The 22024-nt window shown below is 67.8% G+C and carries 24 protein-coding genes; 21 read left to right on the top strand and 3 right to left on the bottom strand.

Annotation, left to right across the window (positions count from 1 at the left end):
- Positions 1 to 7: 7 nt before the first annotated feature.
- From ACFFN1_RS11945 to ACFFN1_RS11980, 8 genes are all read left to right on the top strand, one after another.
- Positions 8 to 1183, top strand: a complete 1176-nt coding sequence (locus ACFFN1_RS11945; protein WP_376841004.1) for a sensor histidine kinase — start codon at positions 8 to 10, stop codon at positions 1181 to 1183.
- Positions 1180 to 1815, top strand: a complete 636-nt coding sequence (locus tag ACFFN1_RS11950; protein ID WP_376841005.1) for a response regulator — start codon at positions 1180 to 1182, stop codon at positions 1813 to 1815. Before ACFFN1_RS11945 ends, ACFFN1_RS11950 begins: the two co-directional genes overlap by 4 nt.
- A gap of 63 nt (positions 1816 to 1878) precedes the next feature.
- Positions 1879 to 2091: a hypothetical protein gene (locus ACFFN1_RS11955; RefSeq protein WP_376841006.1), complete on the top strand. Its 213-nt coding sequence runs from the start codon at positions 1879 to 1881 to the stop codon at positions 2089 to 2091.
- Positions 2092 to 2333: 242 nt separating this feature from the next.
- Positions 2334 to 2675 carry a 50S ribosomal protein L19 gene (gene rplS, locus ACFFN1_RS11960; RefSeq protein ID WP_376841007.1) on the top strand — a complete coding sequence of 114 codons (342 nt, stop codon included), beginning with the start codon at positions 2334 to 2336 and terminating at the stop codon, positions 2673 to 2675.
- Positions 2676 to 2695: 20 nt separating this feature from the next.
- Positions 2696 to 3346, top strand: coding sequence for a signal peptidase I (gene lepB / locus ACFFN1_RS11965; protein ID WP_376841008.1), 651 nt, complete (start codon positions 2696 to 2698; stop codon positions 3344 to 3346).
- A 13-nt stretch (positions 3347 to 3359) separates the two neighbouring features.
- Complete coding sequence (lepB, locus tag ACFFN1_RS11970) at positions 3360 to 4034, top strand: signal peptidase I (RefSeq protein WP_376841009.1); 675 nt, start codon at positions 3360 to 3362, stop codon at positions 4032 to 4034.
- Positions 4018 to 4704, top strand: coding sequence for a ribonuclease HII (rnhB, locus tag ACFFN1_RS11975; RefSeq protein ID WP_376841010.1), 687 nt, complete (start codon positions 4018 to 4020; stop codon positions 4702 to 4704). The genes lepB (ACFFN1_RS11970) and rnhB overlap by 17 nt, the downstream gene beginning before the upstream one ends.
- Before the next feature lie 86 nt (positions 4705 to 4790).
- On the top strand, positions 4791 to 5111 hold the full coding sequence (locus tag ACFFN1_RS11980; protein ID WP_376841011.1) for a DUF2469 domain-containing protein: 321 nt from the start codon (positions 4791 to 4793) through the stop codon (positions 5109 to 5111).
- Positions 5112 to 5203: 92 nt separating this feature from the next.
- Here ACFFN1_RS11980 and ACFFN1_RS11985 read toward each other — a convergent pair whose 3' ends face one another.
- On the bottom strand, positions 5204 to 6286 hold the full coding sequence (locus ACFFN1_RS11985; RefSeq protein ID WP_376841012.1) for a Glu/Leu/Phe/Val dehydrogenase dimerization domain-containing protein: 1083 nt from the start codon (positions 6284 to 6286) through the stop codon (positions 5204 to 5206).
- A gap of 300 nt (positions 6287 to 6586) precedes the next feature.
- On the opposite strand from ACFFN1_RS11985, the gene ACFFN1_RS11990 reads away from it, so the two are divergent.
- From ACFFN1_RS11990 to ACFFN1_RS12005, 4 genes are read left to right on the top strand one after another with little or no spacing between them, the layout of a single operon-like run.
- Entirely contained in the window at positions 6587 to 6937 is a 351-nt protein-coding gene (locus ACFFN1_RS11990) for a YraN family protein (RefSeq protein ID WP_376841013.1), read from the top strand.
- Positions 6934 to 8577, top strand: coding sequence for a YifB family Mg chelatase-like AAA ATPase (locus ACFFN1_RS11995; RefSeq protein WP_376841014.1), 1644 nt, complete (start codon positions 6934 to 6936; stop codon positions 8575 to 8577). The genes ACFFN1_RS11990 and ACFFN1_RS11995 overlap by 4 nt, the downstream gene beginning before the upstream one ends.
- Positions 8574 to 9776 carry a DNA-processing protein DprA gene (gene dprA / locus ACFFN1_RS12000; protein WP_376841015.1) on the top strand — a complete coding sequence of 401 codons (1203 nt, stop codon included), beginning with the start codon at positions 8574 to 8576 and terminating at the stop codon, positions 9774 to 9776. Before ACFFN1_RS11995 ends, dprA begins: the two co-directional genes overlap by 4 nt.
- Positions 9777 to 9836: 60 nt before the next feature.
- Positions 9837 to 10847 carry a tyrosine recombinase XerC gene (locus ACFFN1_RS12005; protein WP_376841016.1) on the top strand — a complete coding sequence of 337 codons (1011 nt, stop codon included), beginning with the start codon at positions 9837 to 9839 and terminating at the stop codon, positions 10845 to 10847.
- A 20-nt stretch (positions 10848 to 10867) separates the two neighbouring features.
- Here the strand turns inward: ACFFN1_RS12005 and ACFFN1_RS12010 are convergent, their stop codons facing one another.
- Positions 10868 to 11536, bottom strand: a complete 669-nt coding sequence (locus tag ACFFN1_RS12010; protein WP_376841017.1) for an SDR family oxidoreductase — start codon at positions 11534 to 11536, stop codon at positions 10868 to 10870.
- Positions 11537 to 11648: 112 nt separating this feature from the next.
- The gene (locus ACFFN1_RS12015; protein WP_376841018.1) at positions 11649 to 12728 is read right to left on the bottom strand and encodes a D-alanyl-D-alanine carboxypeptidase family protein; all 1080 of its coding nucleotides are present in this window, start codon (positions 12726 to 12728) and stop codon (positions 11649 to 11651) included.
- A 421-nt stretch (positions 12729 to 13149) separates the two neighbouring features.
- Between ACFFN1_RS12015 and rpsB the strand changes: the two genes are divergently transcribed.
- From rpsB to ACFFN1_RS12060, 9 genes are all read left to right on the top strand, one after another.
- Entirely contained in the window at positions 13150 to 14037 is an 888-nt protein-coding gene (gene rpsB / locus ACFFN1_RS12020; RefSeq protein ID WP_376841019.1) for a 30S ribosomal protein S2, read from the top strand.
- Positions 14038 to 14088: 51 nt separating this feature from the next.
- Complete coding sequence (tsf, locus tag ACFFN1_RS12025) at positions 14089 to 14916, top strand: translation elongation factor Ts (protein ID WP_376841020.1); 828 nt, start codon at positions 14089 to 14091, stop codon at positions 14914 to 14916.
- Between the two features lie 200 nt (positions 14917 to 15116).
- The gene (gene pyrH, locus ACFFN1_RS12030) at positions 15117 to 15878 is read left to right on the top strand and encodes a UMP kinase (protein WP_376841021.1); all 762 of its coding nucleotides are present in this window, start codon (positions 15117 to 15119) and stop codon (positions 15876 to 15878) included.
- Positions 15879 to 15995: 117 nt separating this feature from the next.
- The gene (frr, locus tag ACFFN1_RS12035) at positions 15996 to 16550 is read left to right on the top strand and encodes a ribosome recycling factor (RefSeq protein ID WP_376841022.1); all 555 of its coding nucleotides are present in this window, start codon (positions 15996 to 15998) and stop codon (positions 16548 to 16550) included.
- 8 nt (positions 16551 to 16558) lie between these two features.
- Complete coding sequence (locus tag ACFFN1_RS12040; protein WP_376841023.1) at positions 16559 to 17743, top strand: phosphatidate cytidylyltransferase; 1185 nt, start codon at positions 16559 to 16561, stop codon at positions 17741 to 17743.
- Positions 17740 to 19119 (top strand): FAD-binding oxidoreductase, encoded by a 1380-nt coding sequence (locus ACFFN1_RS12045; protein ID WP_376841024.1) that lies wholly within the window; start codon positions 17740 to 17742, stop codon positions 19117 to 19119. Before ACFFN1_RS12040 ends, ACFFN1_RS12045 begins: the two co-directional genes overlap by 4 nt.
- Positions 19120 to 19379: 260 nt before the next feature.
- Complete coding sequence (rlmN, locus tag ACFFN1_RS12050) at positions 19380 to 20747, top strand: 23S rRNA (adenine(2503)-C(2))-methyltransferase RlmN (protein ID WP_376841025.1); 1368 nt, start codon at positions 19380 to 19382, stop codon at positions 20745 to 20747.
- A 44-nt stretch (positions 20748 to 20791) separates the two neighbouring features.
- Entirely contained in the window at positions 20792 to 21349 is a 558-nt protein-coding gene (locus ACFFN1_RS12055) for a DivIVA domain-containing protein (RefSeq protein WP_175292852.1), read from the top strand.
- Positions 21339 to 22016 carry a hypothetical protein gene (locus tag ACFFN1_RS12060; protein WP_376841026.1) on the top strand — a complete coding sequence of 226 codons (678 nt, stop codon included), beginning with the start codon at positions 21339 to 21341 and terminating at the stop codon, positions 22014 to 22016. The genes ACFFN1_RS12055 and ACFFN1_RS12060 overlap by 11 nt, the downstream gene beginning before the upstream one ends.
- Positions 22017 to 22024 lie beyond the last annotated feature (8 nt).

Here is a 22024-nt window from a genome sequence, read left to right on the forward strand (position 1 = left end):
TGACAGTGTGAATACCGCTCAGTCGCCGCAGGTCCACCCGCCCGAGCCGCCGGGCAGCGTGGTCATCCGGGCCCCGCTCATCGTGTGGGGCCTGGCCGTCGTCCTCGGCCTGTACTACCTCACGCCGCTGGCCGTTCCCGAGGTGCGCAGCGACCCCCAGCTCATCCTGCGTCTCGTGCTGCCGGCAGTCGTCGCCGTCGCCGCGCTGGCGCTGCGGCACCGCCTGCCTGTGTGGGCCGGTCTCATCATCCTGCTCGGCCTCATCGGCAGCCCCGCCGCGATCGGGGCGGCCTGCGCCTTCACCGCCTCGATCGCCGGGCGCGGCCGGACCCTGCACGCCATCGGCTATGCGCTTGCCGCGGTGGCGGCGAAGATCGTCCAGCTGCTCACCAGCGGCAGCCCGAGCTTCGACGTCGCGTCACGGTTCGAACTCATCATCGCCGTCACCGGCCTTGTCGTGGCCCTGTCGATCGGGGCGGTGTGGCAGAGCTCGGCGGTGGCCACCCAGGAGCGCGGTCTCGCCTCCGCCGCCCGGGCCGATGCCGAGGCGGCCCGGCTCGAACGGGTCCGCGCCGGCGAACGGGAGCGCATCGCCCAGGAGATGCACGATGTGCTCGCCCACCGGCTCTCGCTCGTCGCCATGCACGCCGGTGTGCTCGCCGGCCAGGAGGACCTCAGCAGCGAGGACAGCCGGCAGTCGGCGGTCCTCATCCGCAACAGCTCGAAGCAGGCACTCGACGAGCTGCGGCTCGTGCTGGCCAATCTGCGCGGCAGCGATGCAGCCCCAGCCCCACCGCAGCCGACCCTGGCCGACCTGCCGGTGCTGCTGGCCGAATCCCGCGAAGCCGGACAGGAGGTCGACGCCGCCATCGCCCCCGGTGCAGAAGAGATCACCGGCCAGACCGGGCGCAGCGCGTTCCGCATCGTGCAGGAGGCGCTCACCAACGCCCGCCGGCACGCCCCGGGTGCGCCGGTGCACGTGCGCATCGACATCGCCGACGACACCCTGACCCTCGAGGTCCGCAACCGGCTGACCCCGATGGCGCAGGCGAACCGCGGTGAGGGATTCGGCCTCATCGGCATCAGCGAGCGGGCCCGGGCGGCAGGCGGAACGAGTACTGTGGGCTCTGACGGCGAGTCCTTCGCCGTCAGAGCCGAACTGCCGGTTGGAGGCCGACGTTGATCCGCATCGCTCTCATCGACGACGACGCCATGGTCCGCACCGGACTGCAGATGATGGTCAGAGCCGATGACATCACCGTCGTCGGCGAGGCAGCAGACGGTGAGGAGGGGCTGGCGCTCATCGAAGCCGAATCCCCCGATGTCGTCCTGCTCGACATCCGGATGCCGGTCCTCGACGGACTCGGAGTGCTCGAGCGCCTGCAGGAAGCCGGCACCGACGGCCCGGCCGTGCTCGTCCTCACCACCTTCGACACCGACGACTACGTGCTGCGCGCACTCAGGCAGGGGGCGGCAGGATTCCTGCTCAAGGACACCGAACCGGCCGACCTTGTCGCCGCCATCCGCGCCGCCGCCCGCGGGGAGGCCGTCCTGGCACCCACGGTGACCCAGCAGGTGATCTCCGCAGCCACCTCGGGACCGGAACCGGCGGCAACCGGCCTGGCAGACGAGCTGACCGAACGCGAGAAGGACGTCGCCCGGCTGCTGACGACCGGCAGGACCAACGCCGAGATCGCCGAGGAGCTCTACATCAGCCTGGCGACCGTCAAAGCCAACGTCACCCGCATCTTCGTCAAAACCGGCGCCGAGAACCGGGTCGAAGCCGCCATCCGGCTGCGCGACGCCGGCCTGTGAGACCTGCCATCGCCGTTTGAGCTCCGCTAGGTTGGAGGGAACCGACGCTGCCAGGAGGCGAGCATGAAGTTCGGCATCCGCACCCCGAATCTCAAGTCCCGAGTCCGAGCCCGGACGACCGGCAGACTTAAACGCAAGGTCAAAGGCTCGATCAATCCCTTCTACGGCAGGAAGGGGACCGGCTGGGTGCGCAACCCGAAGCGCGCGGCGTACAACAAGGTCTACAACAAGACCTCGATCAGCGTCGACGGGCTGCTGAAGAAGCTGCTGAAGTGAGCCTCTGCTGCGAAGTTGAGCCCGCTGGGCGCGGCGGCTAAGATAGTGCATTGCGTTTGTTGGCACCGATCTGCCCCGGGGGAGCAGGTGCCAGCGCCCACCGTCAGCCCATGAGGACCATGTCAGCGGGTATGCGCAGCAGAGGAACAGCAGTTCCGGCAGACGATCTCATCTCATCACCGGCTTAGGCCGGGCTGATCGAAGCTGTGCCGACCCGAGGCGAGCACACAGGAGAACACATCATGCAGAAGCTTGACATTGTCGACAAGAAGTCGATGAAGACGGACCTCCCCGAGTTCCGCGCAGGCGACACCGTCGACGTCGCCGTCCGCGTCATCGAGGGCAGCCGCTCGCGTATCCAGATGTTCAAGGGTGTCGTCATCCGCCGTCAGGGCGCTGGCGTCTCCGAGACCTTCACCGTGCGCAAGATCAGCTTCGGCGTCGGTGTTGAGCGCACCTTCCCGCTCCACTCGCCGACCGTCGAGCGCATCGACGTCGTCTCCCGCGGCATCGTCCGCCGCGCGAAGCTGTACTACCTGCGCGACCTGCGCGGCAAGGCAGCACGCATCCGCGAGAAGCGCTGATCACTCGCCACGGCGAGCCCATGACACCGACGAAGGGCGTGACTGCACAGTCGCGCCCTTCGCCGCGCCCGAGGCGGTGGCTGCGCACGCTCGCGATCCTCGCGATCATCGCCGTGCTTGCTGCCGCCGGCATTCGGGCGCTGGGCGTGCAGTCGTTCTCGATCCCGAGCGAGTCGATGCAGCCGACCTTCGCACCCGGTGCGCGCGTCACGGTGCTGCGCGCCGATGCCCTCACCGGCAGGATCGATGCTGGTGATGTCGTCGTCATCGACGGCCGCGGCTCCTTCCTGCCGACCAGCCCACCCAATGCCGCCCAGCAACTCGGCTCCTGGTTCGGGCTCGGCCCCGGCGATGTGTTCTTCATCAAACGCGTCATCGCCGGCCCCGGCGACACGCTCGAATGCTGTTCAGAATCCGGTGCCCTCATCCGCAACGGCAAAGAGCTCGACGAACCCTATCTGGCCGAGCAGCCGAGCGCCGAACAGCCAGCCTCGGCCATCCCATTCCGCATCGAGGTGCCCGGCGACCGCCTCTGGCTCATGGGCGACAACCGCGCGGACTCGACCGATTCCCGCAGCCTGCTCGGCAGCCCCGGCGGCGGAATGATCCCCACGCGCCGCGTCATCGGCGTTGCGATCGGACACGGCTCCTCAGTCGACCGTGGCGAATAGGTAGACTGCCTGCGTGGCCCCGAAAGAGACAGCAGAGAAGAAGAGCTGGCGATCGTTCTTCACAGAGATCGCTGTCATCCTCGTCATCGCGCTGGTCGTCTCGACCGCCGTGAAGACCTGGGTGGTGCGCTCGTTCTACATCCCCTCCAGCTCCATGGAACCGACCCTGCTCATCGACGACCGGGTGCTGGCCAACCAGCTGCCCGGCAACCGCGTCGACCGCGGCGACATCGTCGTCTTCACCGATCCCGGCGGCTGGCTCTCACCTGACATCGTCGCCAGCTACGAGCCCAATCCGGTCCTCGAATTCCTCGGCCTCGTCCCCGCCGATGCCGGTAGCCAGCTCGTCAAACGCGCCATCGGCGTCGGCGGCGACCACGTCGAATGCTGCGACGCCGAGGGCCGCGTATCCGTCAACGGCGAACCCCTGGACGAAAGCTATCTGGGTGAGGGAACAGAACCTTCCGAGATCGAGTTCTCCGTCGACGTTCCCGCCGGCCACTACTGGATGATGGGCGACAACCGCTCGAACTCGCTCGACTCCCGCTACAACATGGACGCCCCCGGCGGCGCCTTCGTCCCCGAGGACAAGGTCGTGGGCACCGTGTTCGTGCGCAACTGGCCATTCGACCGGATCGGCCGCGTGCAGAACCCGGAGGCGGTCTTCGCCGATGTCCCGCAGCCCTGAGACCGCCGGGCTGCGCGATCTGAGCGTCGAGCGCGAACTCGCCGCAGCGGGCATCGACACGATCATCGGCATGGACGAAGTCGGCCGCGGCTGCGTGGCCGGACCGATCGGCGTCGGTGCCGTCCACTACCGGCTCGCCGATCTGCTCGCCGATGAGACCCCGCCGGGCATCCACGATTCCAAACAGCTGAGCATCACCGCCCGCCAGACGATCGCTGCAACGGTCACCGCCTGGCAGCCGCACACTGCCGTCGCCTACGCCGACCCGGCCGAGATCGACGCCCTCGGCGTCACCCTCGCCCTGTGCCTGGCCGGCCGCCGGGCCCTGGCACAGCTGCCGCCGGCCGCGCTCGTGCTGCTCGACGGCAGCCACGACTGGCTGTCCGCGCCGCTGACGCTCGACTGCATCGACGTCTTCGGCACCGCCGCCGAGGTGGAGGTCCCGGAGGTGCGCACGATCGTCAGGGGAGACGGCACCCGGGTGACGATCGCCGCCGCCAGTGTGCTGGCCAAAGTCGCCCGCGATGAGCTCATGCACGCCCTGGCTGCTGAGCATCCCGGCTACGGCTGGGAATCCAACGTCGGCTACCTCACCCAGGCCCACCGCGCGGGAGTCGCCGCACACGGGCTGAGCCCGCACCACCGGCGCAGCTTCCGCATCGCCGGGTGAACGCCAGCCGGGACGTCGCTGGGCACTGCCGACCCACGCGACGGGCGCAGGTCCGCAAGCCCGGACAAGTGGCATAGGATGACGGCATGAGCGCCGAGGACCTGGAAAACTACGAAGCCGAGCTGGAACTGCAGCTGTACCGCGAATATCGCGATGTCGTCGGACTGTTCTCCTACGTCGTCGACACCAATCAGCGGTTCTACCTGGCCAATTCGGTCGATCTCAAAGCCCACCACGAAGGCTCCGACGTCTACTTCGAGGTCACCCTCAAGGACGCGTGGGTGTGGGACACCTACCGCACCGCCCGCTTCGTCAAGCACGTCTCGATCCTGACGTTCAAGGACGTCAACATCGAAGAGATCGCCAAGAACGAGGACTTCAATCCGCCCCGGCCGCTGCGTCCCTGAGCGGCCCGGGCGCCACCTGACGGCTTGTGATTGACGAAGAGCTGTGACCGCACTCCCGTGTGCGGTCACAGCTCTCATCGTCTGCTGGTCGATCAGCGCGCGTCGGCGATGCGCTTGCCGGCCATCTCCTCAGCGACCTCGGCAGCGGGACGTCCCTCCGCCTCGGCCTGGGCGAGCACCTGGGTGACCCGGTCGAACAGCGACAGCACGCTCTCACGTGAGCTCTCCAGCGAGGGCTCGGAGTAGATCATCGTCGCCGCGGCCATAACGCCGCCGGCGTTGGCGAGGAAGTCGGGCACATAGGTGATGCCGCGCTCGCGCAGCTGCTGGCCGTGGGCCGGCGTGGCGAGCTGATTGTTGGCGATGCCGCTGATGAGACGGGCGCGGATGTCGCCGATCGTGTCGTCATTGATGATGCCGCCCATCGCACAGGGAGCGAAGACGTCGACATCCTGCTTGTGGATCTCCTCGGCCGGCACGGCGGTGGCGCCGAAGGCCTCGACCACGGAGTCGACGGCCGGCTGGTAGACATCGGAGACGATGAGCTCGGCGCCGCCCTCATGCAGCATCCGGCACAGCTCGCGTCCGGTGCCGCCCAGACCCTGCACAGCCACACGCAGGCCGGACAGGTCGGTGCGGGCCGCCGGATCGGACGCCTCGGCCTTGGCACGCTCCTTCCACACATGTGCGACACCGGCCTGCAGCGAGGTGAACGCGCCGAGCGCGGTGAACTGCGAGGTGCTCACGCCCTCGGGGAACTGGCTGGCGCGGGAGAAGATGTAGTCGCAGTTCTCGGCCAGCACATCGGCATCCTCCGGGCCGACGCCCACATCGATGGCGGTCCAGTAGCGGCCGCCGAGGGTCTGCACGTGCTTGGAGAAGGCACGCAGCACCTCGTGCTTGTCGGGACGGTGCGGATCGGCGATGATGACGCACTTGCCGCCGCCCAGCGGCAGGCCGGCGATCGAGTTCTTGTAGCTCATGCCGCGCGACAGGCGCAGCACATCGGTGAGCGCATCGGCCTCGGACTCGTACGGGTACATCCGGCAGCCACCGGCGGCCGGGCCGAGCGAGGTGTCGTGAATGGCGATGATCGCGCGCACGTCGAGCTCGCGGTCATGGCAGAAGATGACCTGTTCGTGGTGGTCGAACTCCGGGTGGGAGAAGAGGTCCACGGTGACTCCTTCAGTCTCTGGTGTCGAGCAGCAGACGCAGGATGAGCGCCCGTGCAAAAACCGCACGCGGTTCGCGCGAGCGGTCTCTGCACTCACCGTACAACGGTTCTCAGCACCAGAGGTAGTTCGCCGGTGCTCCGCGCGCGTGGGTTGCGGGTGCATCGCCCGGGTGTCGCGGGTGCGCCGGGAGGTGTCGATGGCCGCCGAGGCGTGTGCCGCCTCGGCTGTGAATGCGCCGCTGGCATCCACAGCCGGGCCCGAGGTGTTCGCTGCGCCGCGGCGCGCTGGTGGGGTTGAGACATGGAACCGAAGAAACTGGGACGGGCCGGCGAGGACTATGCCGCTCGCTATCTCGAAAGCATCGGCTGGACGATCCTGCACCGCAACTGGCGATGCGGCAACGGGGAGATCGACATCATCGCCCGTGAGGGCGACACCCTCGTCTTCGTCGAGGTCAAGACCCGCATCTCCTCGTGGGCCGGGCATCCGCTGGAGGCGATCTCGGCGGTCAAGCTCAAGAACCTGCGCACACTGGGCGTGCGCTTCCTGGCTGAGTCGGATGAATGGCACCCGCAGTTCCGCTTCGACGCCATCGGCATCCTGTGGAGCCCGACCCACCCGGATCTTCAGCACGTCAGGGATGTGCGATGAGCGGCGCTGAGATCGGCGCCGGGCAGCTGGCAGGCGAGCCGCTGGAGGGCCTCCGGCTGGAAGACGAACCGCTCGTCACAGGTGAGAAGGCCCGCGTCGTCGGGGGAGTGCGCAACGACCTCGGGCGTGCGCAGGCGATCGCGCTGTGGGGCACGAGCGGGACGCCGATCAGCATCGAGACGAGCATCAACCAAGGGCTGCCCGGCATCGACATCATCGGCCTGCCCGATGCCGCGGTGAGCGAATCGCGCAAGCGCATCCGCGCCGCCCTGTCGAACCTGGGCATCGCGTTGCGTTCGGCGAAGCTGACCGTCAACCTGCAGCCGGGCGCGGTGAAGAAGGTCGGCACCTCCTTCGACCTCGGTATTGCGGTGACGATGCTCGTCTGCGAGGGCCTCATCCCACCCAACCGCGCCGATGACGTCGTCCACTGCGGTGAGCTCGGCCTCGACGGGCGCATCCTGCCGGTGCGCGGTGTCCTGCCGACGATCCTCACCGGCCTGGAAGCCGGCTTCACCCGGTTCATCGTCCCGTACGGGAACAGGGCGGAAGCAGAGCTCGTACCGCAGGCAGAGATCATCGCAGCCGGCCACCTCGCTGATGTCGTCGATGCGCACGGCGGCCGGGCCGCACCCTCGAACACCGAGCCGGTGCCTGCCGTACCGAGCGTCCGCGAGAACGTCATCGAACCCACTGATCTGGCCGATGTGCACGGCCAGCACGATGCCCGCCGGGCCCTTGAGCTCGCCGCTGCCGGCGGCCACCACCTGCTCATGAGCGGGGCGCCGGGCGCCGGCAAGTCGATGCTCGCCGCCTGCCTCAGCGGCATCGTCCCGCCGCTGACGAGCGATGAGCGGATCGAAGTGCTCGCGCTGCAGTCACTGGCCGGCTGTGTCGAAGCCGATGAACTCGACGATGTCGCACCACCGTTCGAAGCACCGCATCACCGCACGACAGCCACCGCGATGGTCGGCGGATCACGGCCGGGAGCGATCGGCGTGTTCTCCCGGGCGCACCGCGGTGTGCTGTTCCTCGATGAGGCGCCGGAGTTCAGCCGCGATGTCCTCGAAGCCCTCCGGCAGCCCCTGGAGAGCGGCAGCTGCGATATCCACCGCGCCTGGGGCTCAGTCGTGCTGCCGGCGAAGTTCCAGCTCGTCCTCGCTGCCAATCCGTGCCCCTGCGGTGTCGCCGGCAGCACACAGAGCTGCTCTTGCACCCCGCATGTGCGCCGCCGCTACCGGCAGAAGCTCTCCGGCCCGCTGCTCGACCGTGTCGACATCCAGCTCGACGTCCTGCCCGTCACCGCCGCCGATCTGCGCCGCGACGGCCCGGCAGAATCCTCAGCCGTCGTCGCCGAACGGGTGCGAGAAGCACGTGAGCGCCAGACCCGCCGCTACGCCGATATGCCCTGGAACACGAACGCGCGAGCTCCCGGCTCCTATCTGCGGGAGGCATTCGCCTTCCGCTCCAGCGAAACCCACATCCTCGACCGAGCGCTCGAACGCGGACTGCTGTCGATGCGCGGCTACGACCGCGTCCTGCGGATCGCCGCCACCATCGCTGATCTCGCCGGCCGTCAGCGACCCGATGGCGACGATGTGCTGGCAGCAGCACTGCTGCGCATGAGAGAGGCGCAATGACCACCGACACGCAGCGTCTGGCATTCATCGACCTGCTGCGGCTGACCGAGCCCGGCGACGAGATCCTCAAAGCCGGAGTCCTGGCACTCGGCGCTGAAGAGATGCTCGCAGTCGCCCGCTCACCCCAATCAGAGGCGATCGGAAAGCTGCACGAAGCCTGCGCAAGCGTCGGCCTGCCCGTCGAAGGACAGAAGCTGGCCACCGCCCACGAACGCTGGCGACTACGCCTGCCGAGCCTCAACGCAGCCCAGGAGCAGCGGATCATGAGCCGTCTCGGAGCCCGGCTCATCCACCCCGAGGACGATGCCTGGCCCACCCAGCTGGCTGATCTCGGCATCCACGAACCGCTCGCACTGTGGGTCCGCGGTCCCGGTGACCTGCACGAGCTGCTGACCGGTTCGATCGCACTCGTCGGTGCACGCGCCTCAACCCACTACGGCGAACACGTCGCCGGCAGCATCGCCTATGAACTGGCCATGCGCGGACACACGATCGTCTCCGGCGGCGCCTATGGGATCGATGCCGCAGCCCACCAGGCAGCGCTGAGCGCTGCAGAGAGACCTGATGTCGGCACTGTCGCCTTCATGGCCGGGGGAGTGGATCGGTACTATCCCCGCGGCAACGCCGATCTGCTCAGCCGCATCGGCTCCCGGTACGCAGTCGTGTCCGAAACCGCCGCCGGGCAGACAGCCATGCGCCACCGCTTCCTGCTGCGCAACCGGCTCATCGCAGCCGCCGCCCAGGCGACCGTCGTCGTCGAAGCCGGCTGGCGGTCTGGTGCATTGAACACCGCGAACAGGGCAGCTGAATTGCTGCGCGCGGTCGGTGCGGTGCCCGGGCCGATCACCAGCCAAGCATCCGCTGGCTGCCACCGCCTCATCCGCGAAGGCGGAGCCGTGTGCGTCACGTCTGCCGATGACATCGCCGAACTCGTCGAACCGATCGACACCACCCGCAGCGAGACCGACCATCAGCCAGCGCTGCGGATCACCGACGCCATGACCGCAGAACAGAGCAGAACATACAACGTGCTGCCGACCTCTCGCGGGATCGAAGCCGCCACAGCCGCCGTACGCTCCGGCCTCGACGCCCACACCGTCATGGCCGCACTCGCTGCACTCGAACTGGCCGGCCATGTCGAACGCGAAGCACACGGCTGGATCAAGAAGCGCACGAGTGCTCGGCAGGCAGCGAACTGAGCACAGGCACACGGGCCGGATCGGCCTGTCACAGCATCGGCCTCTGGCTACACTGGGAGCATGTCGACTTCCCCCGACACTCCGGCACAGCTGCCGGGAGAATACGCTGAAGCGTTCGCCGCCTTCGCTGAGGAGCTGCGAGTGCACCGCAATGCTTCTGAACACACCGTGCGCAACTACCAATCAGACGTGCGCACACTGCTGACGTTCCTCACCGACGACGATGGGCATCTGCCGCTGGACGCCATCGAGCTGGGGAACCTGCGCCAGTGGCTGCTGGCCCAATCCCGCACCGGAGTCGCACCGGCCACGACGGCACGGCGGATCGCTGCCGTGCGTGCTTTCTGCGCCTTCTGCACACGCCATCAGCTCATGAGCAGCAACCCCGCGCTGCGGCTGGCCAGCCCCCGCAAAGCCTCACGGCTGCCGGCAGTGCTGCAGCAGCGCCATGTCGACGCTGTCATGGACAACGCCGCCGCCCCCCACCTGCAGGACGATCCCCATGCCGGGACTGATGCGGCGGCAGACAAAGAACCAGAGGATCCGAAGAAGGAAGCCCTGCGGCTGCGGGACCGAGCCCTGCTCGAACTGCTCTACGCCACCGGCGCCCGCGTCTCGGAGATCGCAGCCTTGGACACGACGAGCATCGACTCCGGCCGCAGGCTTGTGACCGTCATGGGCAAAGGCAGCCGGGAGCGACGGGTTCCCTTCGGCCTGCCTGCCGAGAAAGCACTTGACGCGTGGCTGCAGCGCGGCCGACCCGCGCTGGAGAACGACAGAACCGCAGCGGATCCGCAGCCGCTGTTCCTCGGAGCTCGCGGCGGGCGCATCGATGTGCGACAGATCCGCACCGTGGTGCAGACGGCGACCGCCGCGCTGCCGGACGCACCGCAGCTCTCACCGCACGGGCTGCGGCACTCGGCAGCGACCCACATGATCGAAAACGGCGCAGACCTGCGCGAAGTCCAGGAGTTCCTCGGCCATTCCTCCCTGAGCTCGACGCAGATCTACACCCACGTGTCACTCGGCCGGCTGGCCGAAAGCTACCGGCAGGCGCATCCGCGAGCCTGAGCGAGCACAGGCACCTGCGCTCAGGAGTCGAGCGCTGTCTTGAGGCTTTCGTGCATCGGAGTCTCACCGTCGATGATGTCGAACTCGCGGCCGACGGTGCGGCCGTCATCGAGGATCATCGCGATGAACTCCGCGACATCCTCACGCCGCGTCGTGGCACCGCGGTCGGTGCCGACAGCGATATCGAGATTGCCGGTGCCCGGCTCATCGAGCAGCCGGCCGGGCTTGACGATCGTCCAGTCCAGGCCGCTGGCACGCAGCGCGTTGTCGGCCTCGCGCTTGGCGTCCCAGTACGCGGCGAAGACCTCCTCCGTGCCGGGAGGGGTCGGATTGCCGGCGCCGATGAAGGAGATCTGCACGAAACGGTCGATGCCGGCAGCGGCAGCAGTCTGCATCGACGCGATCGACGCGGCCAGATCGACGGTGTACTTGCGGAAGGCCCCGGAGCCGCCGCCAGCACCGGCAGCGAAGATGACGGCATCGGCGTTGCCGAAGGCTTCACCGAGCTCAGCCTGCGATGCCTTCTCCAGGTCGCAGACCACCGGCACGGCCCCGAGCTGCTCCAGCTCGGCCGCCTGATCCGGATTGCGGATGATCGAGCGGACTTCCATATCCGGGGTGACAATCTCAGTGAGGTGACGGGCGATCTTTCCGTGGCCGCCGACAACGGCGATGCTGTGAATGCTCATATCTGCCTCAACGGCCGGCCCGCCCCAGCTATTCCGCGCCGACGCTGCCCCGCACCCGGGCTGTTCCGGACTGTTCCAGACATCTGCCGGCCGGGACGCAGACTCAGTGAGCTCACCGTCCCTTGAACTCCCAATGCCAGGCCTCCGGCAGAGAACCCGACTGCCGAGCCCAACTGGGATGGATCCAGCCGTAGCGCGGCGCATTGGCCCGCATCCACTCGTGCTCAGCGCTGCCGAACCGGTTGATCCCACTGCCGAGGTCGACAGCCAGACCCCAGCCGTGATTCGACTTGCCCGGGGTGGCAGCCATCCGGCCCTTGCGTCGCTTGAGCAGCACCTGCGTCTCGTAGTCGCGGTACGAATCCGTCACTGCGATCGGCCTGCCGAACTTCTGCCGGAAGGCATCGCTGAGCTCATCGAAGGCCGCAGCCGCATCACAGCGCAGCCGATGCCCGGCGGCCCGCTCGAGCGGGCAGAGCGCCACCGCTGGGATCCGGCCGTTCTTGTGACCGCCCCAGGCTCCGGCACCCGAGGTGCCGTCATCGCCGGAGGCGGCCGGCATCTCCTCCGGCGCCTGCGCATCCGGCAGCAGAATCGAGAAGTCCTGGGAGAAGAAGGCTCCCGGATTCAGATAGTCCTTCGGGCTGTCCGCCGCCCAGACGCCGACGTGCACACAGCCGTCATCGCAGTGACTCGGATCGGCGACAGTGCCGACCGGATGACCGGCCCACACCTCATCGCCGGCCTGCAGCTGTGTTTCGACCGGTTCGAAGGACACAATGTGCCCGCCGACTCTGAGGCTCAGCACCGGACGCCCGGCGACCGTGCCCGCAAAATGGACCGTTCCCGCAGCAGGCGCACGTATCTCCTCACCCGGCAGCGCTGCGACGTCGATGCCGCGATGTCCCTTCTGCCAGTTCTTCTCCGGCTTGTCGAAGGCGCGCACGATGTCGAATCCCGGCACCGGCGTCACCCAGTCGCCGGGCCCCTCCGGCTCACCATTCGGCACCGCTGCAGCCGCCGGCACCGCCGGAGCGATGATGACGACCGAACGGCTCAGCCGGCTCGGTTCAGCTCCGCCGACGCTGCTGCCGCCCAGACTGCCGCCGGCCAATCCGGCCAGCACGGTCATGATCCCGGCCAGCACCCCGCAGACAGCCAGCCAGCCCAGCTGCAGGAAACCTCGTCTCATCCGGGTGCGCTCACATCCACTCATGGCACCCAGCCTCAGGGTGGGCACCGCGCCAGCCCACACCTCGGGCGCGGCTGTGGACACGCACCGGCCATCCCCACCCGCTGGCGCGCAGGAGTCGCCGGCCAGCCCGCGCCTCGGCAGCGGTGCAGAGAGCGGCTGCCAGGTTTGGCCGCTGGCAGCGAAGAACGTAGACTGGAGGCAGCAGAACTGTCTGCCCACAGCTGTGCCTCCGTACGCGGCTGAGGGAAGCAGAACTGACTACGCGCATCCGGTCACCCGGAACGGGCCACCGGTGCAGATCCCACCCTCCGCGACGACGCACACACGTGTGCTGTGCCGCGCGGCTGAGCTGGGACTGTCGGCCCGAGACGGCGGATGCCAGGCATCAACCGAATGACAATGAAAGGAGTGCGTCGGCATGGCCGTCGTCACTATTCGCCAGCTGCTTGACAGCGGCGTCCACTTTGGACACCAGACCCGTCGTTGGAACCCGAAGATGAAGCGCTTCATCTTCACTGAGCGCAACGGCATCTACATCATCGACCTGCAGCAGACGCTGGGCTACATCGACACCGCCTTCGAGTTCATCAAGGAGACGGTCGCTCACGGTGGCTCGATCATGTTCGTCGGCACCAAGAAGCAGGCTCAGGAAGCCATCGCGGAGCAGGCCAAGCGCGTCGGCCAGCCGTACGTCAACCAGCGCTGGCTCGGCGGCATGCTGACGAACTTCCAGACCATCTCCGGTCGTCTGCGCCGCCTCAAGGAGCTTGAGGAGATCGACTTCGACGACGTCGCAGGCTCGATGTACACCAAGAAGGAACTCCTCATCCTGCGCCGCGAAAAGGACAAGCTAGAGAAGACCCTCGGCGGCATCCGCGACATGCAGCGCACCCCGTCGGCCGTCTGGATCGTCGACACCAAGAAGGAGCACCTGGCCGTCGACGAGGCGAAGAAGCTGGGCATCCCAGTCATCGCCATCCTCGACACCAACTGCGATCCGGACGAGGTCGACTACCCGATCCCGGGCAACGACGACTCGATCCGCTCCGTCGCCCTGCTCACCCGCGTCGTCGCCGACGCTGTGGCAGAGGGCCTCATCAAGCGCCACTCCTCGGACGAGGGCGGCGAGAAGAACGTCTCGGCCGTCTCCGTCGAGCCGATGCCGGAGTGGGAGCGCGAGCTGCTCGAAGGCAAGGGCGAGGCCAAGGCTGACGAGGCCAAGGCCGAGGAGACCGCTGAGGCTCCGGCCGAGCAGCAGACCGAAGAGACCGCTGAAGCCGGCTCCACCGAGTCGACCGAAGCCTGAGCCGCACCCGCACGTCTGACCCAGACCACCACGCCTCAACAAGGAGATCGCATGGCAAACTACACTGCCGCTGACATCAAGGCACTGCGCGACCGCACCGGCGCCGGCATGATGGCTGTCAAGAAGGCTCTCGACGAAGCACAGGGAGATCAGGCCAAGGCCATTGAGATCCTGCGCGTCAAGGGACTGAAGTCCGCTTCGAAGCGCGAGGACCGCTCGACCTCCGACGGACTCGTCGCCACCCACGTCGAGAACGGCGTCGGCACGATGATCGAGCTGAACTCGGAGACCGACTTCGTCGCCAAGTCCGACAAGTTCCGTGAGCTCGCCGATGAGGTTCTGCGCCTCGCCGTCGAAGCCCAGGTTGACAATGCTGAGGCGCTGCTGGACTACGAGACCAACGGCAAGAAGGTCTCGGAGTTCATCGCCGAGCAGGGCGCGGTCCTCGGTGAGAAGGTCGTCCTGCGTCGCGTCGGTCTCATCAAGGGCCAGAAGGTCGACTCGTACCTGCACCGCACCAACCCGGACCTGCCGCCGCAGGTGGGCGTGCTCTTCGCCTACGAAGGCGATGAGGATGCAGCTGCGCACGATGTCGCCGTGCACATCGCCGCGATGACCCCGACCTACTTCTCCCGCGAAGACGTCCCCTCCGACGTCGTCGCCAAGGAGGAGAGCATCGCGCTGGAGACCTCGAAGAACGAGGGCAAGCCCGAGCAGGCGATCCCGAAGATCGTCGAGGGCCGCGTCAACGCCTTCTTCAAGGACACCTGCCTGCTCGATCAGCCCTTCGCCAAGGAGCCGAAGAAGAGCGTGCAGACCGTCCTCGACGAGGCCAAGGTCACCCCGCTCGGCTTCCTGCGCTTCCGCGTCGGCAGCTGATCTGCGACTCTGATCGCTGAGAGAAGGCGGCAGTTCCCACCCCGGGGCTGCCGCCTTCTGTCGTGTCCGCACCCCGTTCCCGAGGCGGTGGTCACCTGCCGCGGCGCAGGTGGAGCTGGGGGCAGGCGGACACGTTAGACTGATCGGTGGCGTGCCCACAGAAGGCGCCGCCAGCCTGCCGCCTGACAAGGAAGAGAGCGATGTCGGAATCTCCAGTCCATTCCTCCAAGCACGACCAGATCTCCCCGGTGCGCACCGATCGCCGGCGCATCCTGCTCAAGCTCTCCGGTGAGGTGTTCGGCGGCGGCACCGTCGGCGTCGACCCGGATGTGGTGGCTGCGGTGGCCAAGGAGATCGCCCAGTGCGTGCCGGAGACCGAGATCAGCATCGTCGTCGGCGGCGGCAACTTCTTCCGCGGCGCGGAGCTCTCCCAGCGGGGCATGGACCGCACCCGTGCTGACTATATGGGCATGCTCGGCACCGTCATGAACTGCCTGGCGCTGCAGGACTTCCTCGAACAGCAGGGCGTCGACACCCGCGTGCAGTCGGCGATCCCCATGACCCAGGTCGCCGAGACCTACATTCCGCGCCGGGCCATGCGCCACATGGAGAAGGGCCGCGTTGTCATCTTCGGCGCCGGTGCCGGACTGCCGTTCTTCTCCACCGACACCGTGGCCGCCCAGCGGGCCCTGGAGATCCGCGCCGATGAGGTGCTCATCGCCAAGAAGGGCGTCGACGGCGTCTACACCGCCGACCCGAAGGCCGACCCGACTGCCGAGAAGATCGACTCGATCACCTACCATGAGGCGCTGCAGCGCGGCCTCAAGGTCGTCGACGCCACCGCCTTCAGCCTGTGCATGGACAACGCCCTGCCGATGCGGGTGTTCGGCATGCAGGGCGAACACAACCTGCGCCGGGCGATCGCCGGGGAGCCGATCGGCACGACTGTGCGCGGCACCTGAGCCGCCAGACCCCTGCCACCCTGCCCGCCTGCCGTGCTGGTGGAGGCGGAGACAATAGAATGGACCTGAGGGACGACCAGCAGTTCCGCAACCGACCGAAGAAAAGAGTGCACCGCGATGCAAGCAACTCTCGCCGAAGCCGCAGAGAAGATGGACAAGACGATCGAGGCGACGAAGGATGACTTCGCCTCGGTGCGCACCGGACGGGCGAACCCCGCGCTGTTCGCCCACATCGAAGTCGAGTACTACGGCACCCCGACCCCGCTGCAGCAGCTGGCGTCCTTCCAGGTGCCCGAGGCCCGCACTCTGCTCATCACCCCCTATGACCGCACCGCGCTCGGCGACATCGAGACTGCGCTGCGCAACTCCGACATCGGTGCCAACCCGGCCAACGACGGCAACGTCATCCGCGTGGTGCTCCCGGAGCTGACCGAGGAGCGCCGCAAGGAGTACGTCAAGATCGTCAAGGGCCACGCCGAGCAGGGCCGCGTGTCGATCCGCAACATCCGCCGCACCGCCAAGGACGCCATCGAGAAGATGCAGAAGGACGGCGACGTCGGTGAGGACGAGGCCAAGCGCGCCTCCGGTGAGCTCGACGAGCTGACGAAGAAGAAGGTCGACTCCATCGACCGCCTCCTGGCAGCCAAGGAAGAAGAGCTGCTCGAAGTCTGAGCCCAGCGATGGCGCAGCAACCAGTCGACGGCGAGAAGCGGGAACTCTACACCCAGGAGTTCCCGCGTCGGCGTGATGCCATCAGAGCCGAGCAGGAGGCCGCCAGGACCGGTCAGCTGCCGGTCGTGCAGCCGGAGTCCACACCGCCGGCCCACCGGACCGGCAGCAGCGCCGCGGGGACGAAGAATCTGCCGCAGCCAGCCGAGACGCAGCCGCAGGCAGTGGTCGGCTCCCCGCCGGCCTCGGCCTACGGGCACGGGCTCGTCACCCAGACCCCGGAAGCCGAGAAGGCCGCCGAAGCCAGCAGCGCGAGCGCCACGACGGCAACCGATGTCGCACCGGGCTCATCGACCGCACCCGAGGCCCAGCAGAAGGACTACGGGCGGGCGGGGCGCAATCTGCCGGCAGCCATCGCGGTCGGCGTGGTGCTCGGCGGGGGAGTGCTGGCCTCGCTGCTGTTCTACCCGCCGTCGTTCGTCGTCATCGTGCTCATCGGCGTCGTCGTGGCCATGTGGGAGCTGGCGAACGCGCTCTCCCGCTCCGGCTCCGTCGTCGCCCGCGTCCCCACCGTCACCGCTGCCGGCCTCATGATCGTGGCGACGTACTTCGCTGGCCGTGAGGCCCTGTGGGTGGCCTTCACCGTCGGGGCCGGGGCGATCCTGCTGTTCACACTGCTCGAACGCCGGCCCAACCCCGTCAAGGACGTGTGCCTGAGCCTCTTCGCCCTCACCTATGTCGGGCTCATGGCCTCCGCCGTCGTCTTCATCCTCACCCAGCCTGAGGGCAACCTGCTCGTCATCCTCTTCCTCGCCCTCGTCGTCGCCAGCGACATCGGCGGCTACACCTTCGGCGTGCTGTGGGGCAAGCACCCCATCGCCCCGAAGATCAGCCCGAAGAAGTCCTGGGAGGGCTATGCCGGCTCCGCCGTGTTCTCCACGGCAGTGGGCATCGGCATGGCGCTGTGGGTCTCCGACGCCCCGATCTGGACCGGCGTCGTCCTCGGCACGATCATCCCGGCATTCGCCACCCTCGGCGACTTCGCCGAATCGATGATCAAACGCGACCTCGACCTCAAGGACATGGGCACTCTGCTGCCCGGTCACGGCGGAGTGATGGACCGCCTCGACTCGATCCTGCCGACGGCCCCGGTCGCCCTCGTCCTCTTCACCTTCCTGCCTGGATTCCTCACATGAGCCTTCTTGCCTCCCTGTCTCAGGTCCTCCCGGCCGAGACGATCATCACCGATGCCGACATCATGGCCTCCTACCTGCACGACGAGGCCGAATGGGCGCCATACGGCCAGGCCCTGGCGATCGTGCGCCCGCGCGAAACCGCCGAGGTGGTCGCCGTCGTGCGCTGGGCGATCGAGCATTCGGTCGCCGTCGTCGCCCGCGGAGCCGGCACCGGCCTGTCCGGCGGGGCGAACGCACTTGAGGGCTGCCTGGTCATCAGCTTCGACGCGATGAACCAGATCCTCGAGGTCGACCCGGTCGAACGCACCGCCCGCGTGCAGCCCGGCGTCGTCAACAACGACCTGCGCGCCCGGGTGGCCGAGGACGGCCTGTGGTACCCACCGGACCCGGCGAGTGCACCCTGGTCGACCATCGGCGGCAACGTTGCGACGAACGCCGGTGGGCTGTGCTGCGTCAAATACGGTGTCACGAGCGAATACGTCCTCAACCTCGAAGTCGTCACCGGCACCGGCAAACTCGTGCGCGTGGGCAAGACGACGGCGAAGAACGCCGCCGGCTACGACCTGCGCGGACTCATCATCGGCGCTGAGGGCACGCTCGGCATCGTCACGGAGATCACCGTGCGCCTGCTGCCGCTGCCACAGGACTCCCGGGCCATCGTCGGCTACTTCGACAGCCTCGTCGATGCTGGCCGGGCCGTCGCCAACGTCACGGCTGCCGGCATCATCCCCTCCGCCCTCGAACTCGTCGACTCCTACTGCCTCAAAGCTGTCGATGAGTGGAAGAACATGGGTCTCTCGGCCGAGGCCGAGGTGCTGCTGCTGGCCGCCACCGACGTCCCGGGCGCTGCCGGGCAGACCGAGGCAGAAGGCATCGTCACAGCCTTCGAATCCGCTGGTGCCACGTTCGCTGCGATCAGTGAGGACGCAGAGGAAGCCGATGCGTTCTTCGCCGCCCGCAGGCTCGCCTACCCGGCTCTCGAACGCCTCGGCCCGGTGCTGACCGAGGATATCTGCGTAGCCCGCTCGAAGGTGCCCGAGGTGCTGGCGAAGATCCAGGAGATCGGACGCAGGCACGACACGGTGCTCGCTCAGATCGCCCACGCCGGCGACGGCAACCTGCACCCGCTGCTCGTCACCCCGATCGGCGATGATGCCGCCCGTGAGCGCGCACAGGCGGCATTCGAGGAGATCATCACCGTCGCCTTGGACGCCGGCGGCACCGTTTCCGGTGAGCACGGCATCGGGCTGCTGAAGAAGCCGGGCCTGTCCCGGGAGCTCAGCGAGGACGTCCTCGACATGCACCGGGCGATCAAGACCGCACTCGACCCGCACGGCATCATGAACCCGGGCAAGGTCTTCAGCCTCGAGGCCTGAGCGGCCGGTGCTCTGTCAACAGCCGGGCGATCGGCGTCCCCGCGGCGTCAGCGATCACGAGCAGGCAGGCCACCAGCAGGAACTGCCGCATCGTCCCGGTGCCGCCGCCGAACACCGGCACGGATCTCGCAGAGGATCGAGCCGCCGGCGACGAACTGTGCTGCGGACAGCACCTGCTGCCATCAGCATCTGAGGCTTGTTTGCGCTGAGCAGGCCGCTCTCACACATCGCCCAGCCTGCACATGCGATACTGGGAAGACATGGCTGAGAAGACCTCCTCCACACCGATCAACAGGCCGCCCCGCCGCCAGGTGCGGCCCATCGTCGAGCACGCAGACGGCACCACCTCGCGCACCCCGACGCGTGACGGCCGGCCGCTGCTGAACTTCAAGTCCCCGCGCGTCACCCAGCCGCCGACCCACCTGGCCGACATGTCGATGGACGAGCGGATCGCCGCCGTCACCGAGATGGGCCTGCCGGCGTTTCGCGCCAAGCAGCTCTCAACCCACTACTTCGTCCACCACACCACCGACCCCGAGGCGATGACCGACCTGCCGAAGGACCGGCGGGCTGAGCTGGCCGAGAGGTTCTTCCCACCGCTCTTAAGCGAGGTGCGCCGGCTGCGCACCTCCAACGGCGACACCATCAAGTTCCTGTGGCGGCTCTTCGACGGCGCACTCGTCGAATCGGTGCTCATGCGCTACCGCAACCGCATCACCCTGTGCGTGTCCTCGCAGTGCGGCTGCGGCATGAACTGCCCGTTCTGCGCCACCGGCCAGCAGGGCCTGACGAGGAACATGTCGACCGCTGAGATCGTCGAGCAGGTGATCCGCGCCAACCAGGTCATCGCAGCAGGCGAACTGGCCGAGGACACCTCAGCCGATACCGACATGCTCGGCAACCCCGCCGCCGCTGTCGGCTCTGAAGCCGACGAGGAGCAAGGCGAGGCCCCCGCCCAGGTGAGCGGACCTGCCGGCGGCACCACCGCCTCGGGCGCGGGCCCCACCCACACGTCAGGCCAGGCCGAACGCGTGACCAACATCGTCTTCATGGGCATGGGCGAGCCGCTGGCCAACTACAAGCGCGTCATGAACGCCGTGCGCCGCTTCGTCGACCCGGCCCCGGCCGGCCTGGGCATGGGTGCGCGCCGCATCACCGTCTCGACCGTCGGGCTGGTGCCCGGCATCAACAAGCTCGCCGCCGAGGACATCCCGGTGACCTTCGCGCTCAGCCTCCACGCCCCTGACGACGGGCTGCGCGATGAGATGATCCCGGTCAACACCCGCTGGAAGGTCGATGCGGCGATCGACGCGGCCTACAACTACTACCAGGTCACCGGCCGGCGCGTGAGCATCGAATACGCGCTCATCAAGGACATGAACGACCACGCCTGGCGCGCCGAGCTGCTGGGCAAGAAGCTCAACGCACGCGGCCGCGGCTGGGTGCACGTCAACCCGATCCCGCTCAACCCGACCCCCGGTTCGGTGTGGACGGCATCCGAGCCCGAGGTGGCCGCTGAGTTCGTGCGCCGCCTCCAGGACGCCGGGATCCCGACGACGATCCGCGACACCCGAGGTCAGGACATCGACGGGGCGTGCGGCCAGCTTGCCACGGCCGAAGAGGACTGAGCGCTACACTTTAAGCACCGCACAGCATTCACAAGGAGAGCGACGTGGAGACGAACTTCCCCAGGATGTCGGGTTGGAAGAACGGGTACGACCCCGCGCAGGTCGACAGCTTCTTCAAGCGGGCCCGCGAATCCTTCGAATCCGACACGCCGCAGCCCGGCGATCTCGATGCGCGTGCGGTGCGCACCGTCGGCTTCGACCTAGTGCGCAACGGCTACCACGTCGGCGTCGTCGACGCCGCCCTCGACCGGCTCGAAGACGCCTTCGCCAAACGCAGCCGCGATCGGCTCATCTCCAGCTCGGGTGAGGACGCGTGGGTCAAGGAGCTCACCCGTGCCGCCAGCTCGCTGCGCGGCCGCCTCGCTCGTGAGTACGGGGAGCGGTTCAATCATCCGGAGAAGGGCCAGATCGGCTACGACGTCGAAGAGGTCGACGATCTGTGCGACCGCATCAACGGCTACTTCACCCAGGGCAAGCCGATGAGTGTTGACGAGGTCCGCCGCGTGCTCTTCCGCACCCGCAAGGGCACCCGCGCCTACGATGAGGACCAGGTCGATGCGTTCATCGACCGGGTCGTCGAGGTCATGGCCAGTGTCGACTGAACAGCTGCACTGGTTCCGCAAGCCGGGCACGAACTCACCGAAGGACAAGGGCACCTTCAATCCCGTCTTCGAGCTGCTCGACTACCCGATCGTCGCAGGGCGGGCTGACGAGGTCTTCTTCGCCGACGCCGAGGTGTCGCTGACGTATGAGGACGCGCTCGACCGGGTGGCGAAGTTCGCTGGCATCCTGCGCGCCGTCCACGAACCGGCCCCACCGATCCTCGTCATCGACGACGGACTGCGCCCGGTCACCCTCATCCTCGCGATGCTCGCCGCCCTCAGGCTGGGCAGCTGCGTGGTCCTCGGGGCCAAGGGACTCAAGCCAGGGGAGAAGAAGACCGCCCCCGTACTGCGTCCGATCGACGGTGCGCAGGCGGAAGCCGGCGAGCACATCAGCAGCAACGGCGATGCTGCCGCTCAGACTGCGGCGAAGGCCGGCATGCACACCGAGACTCGCAAGATCTGGTCGTACTTCGAGGGCACCGAGCTGCTCGCCGACGGCCCGGAGAGCAAACCGCTCGACGCCGGGGCGCTGATGAAGGAATCAGCGTTCAAGCACGCCGCTGCCGCCGAGATCGGTCCCGGCCGCGAGGTGCTGCGGCTTGACGGAGTGAGCCTGAGCGCTGCTGAGAGCCTCAATGCTGTGGAGATGTTCCTCAGCCGCTGAGCGCCTCC

This window comes from Brevibacterium otitidis, from assembly GCF_042429315.1.
In the GTDB taxonomy this organism is placed as follows: Bacteria; Actinomycetota; Actinomycetes; order Actinomycetales; family Brevibacteriaceae; genus Brevibacterium; species Brevibacterium otitidis.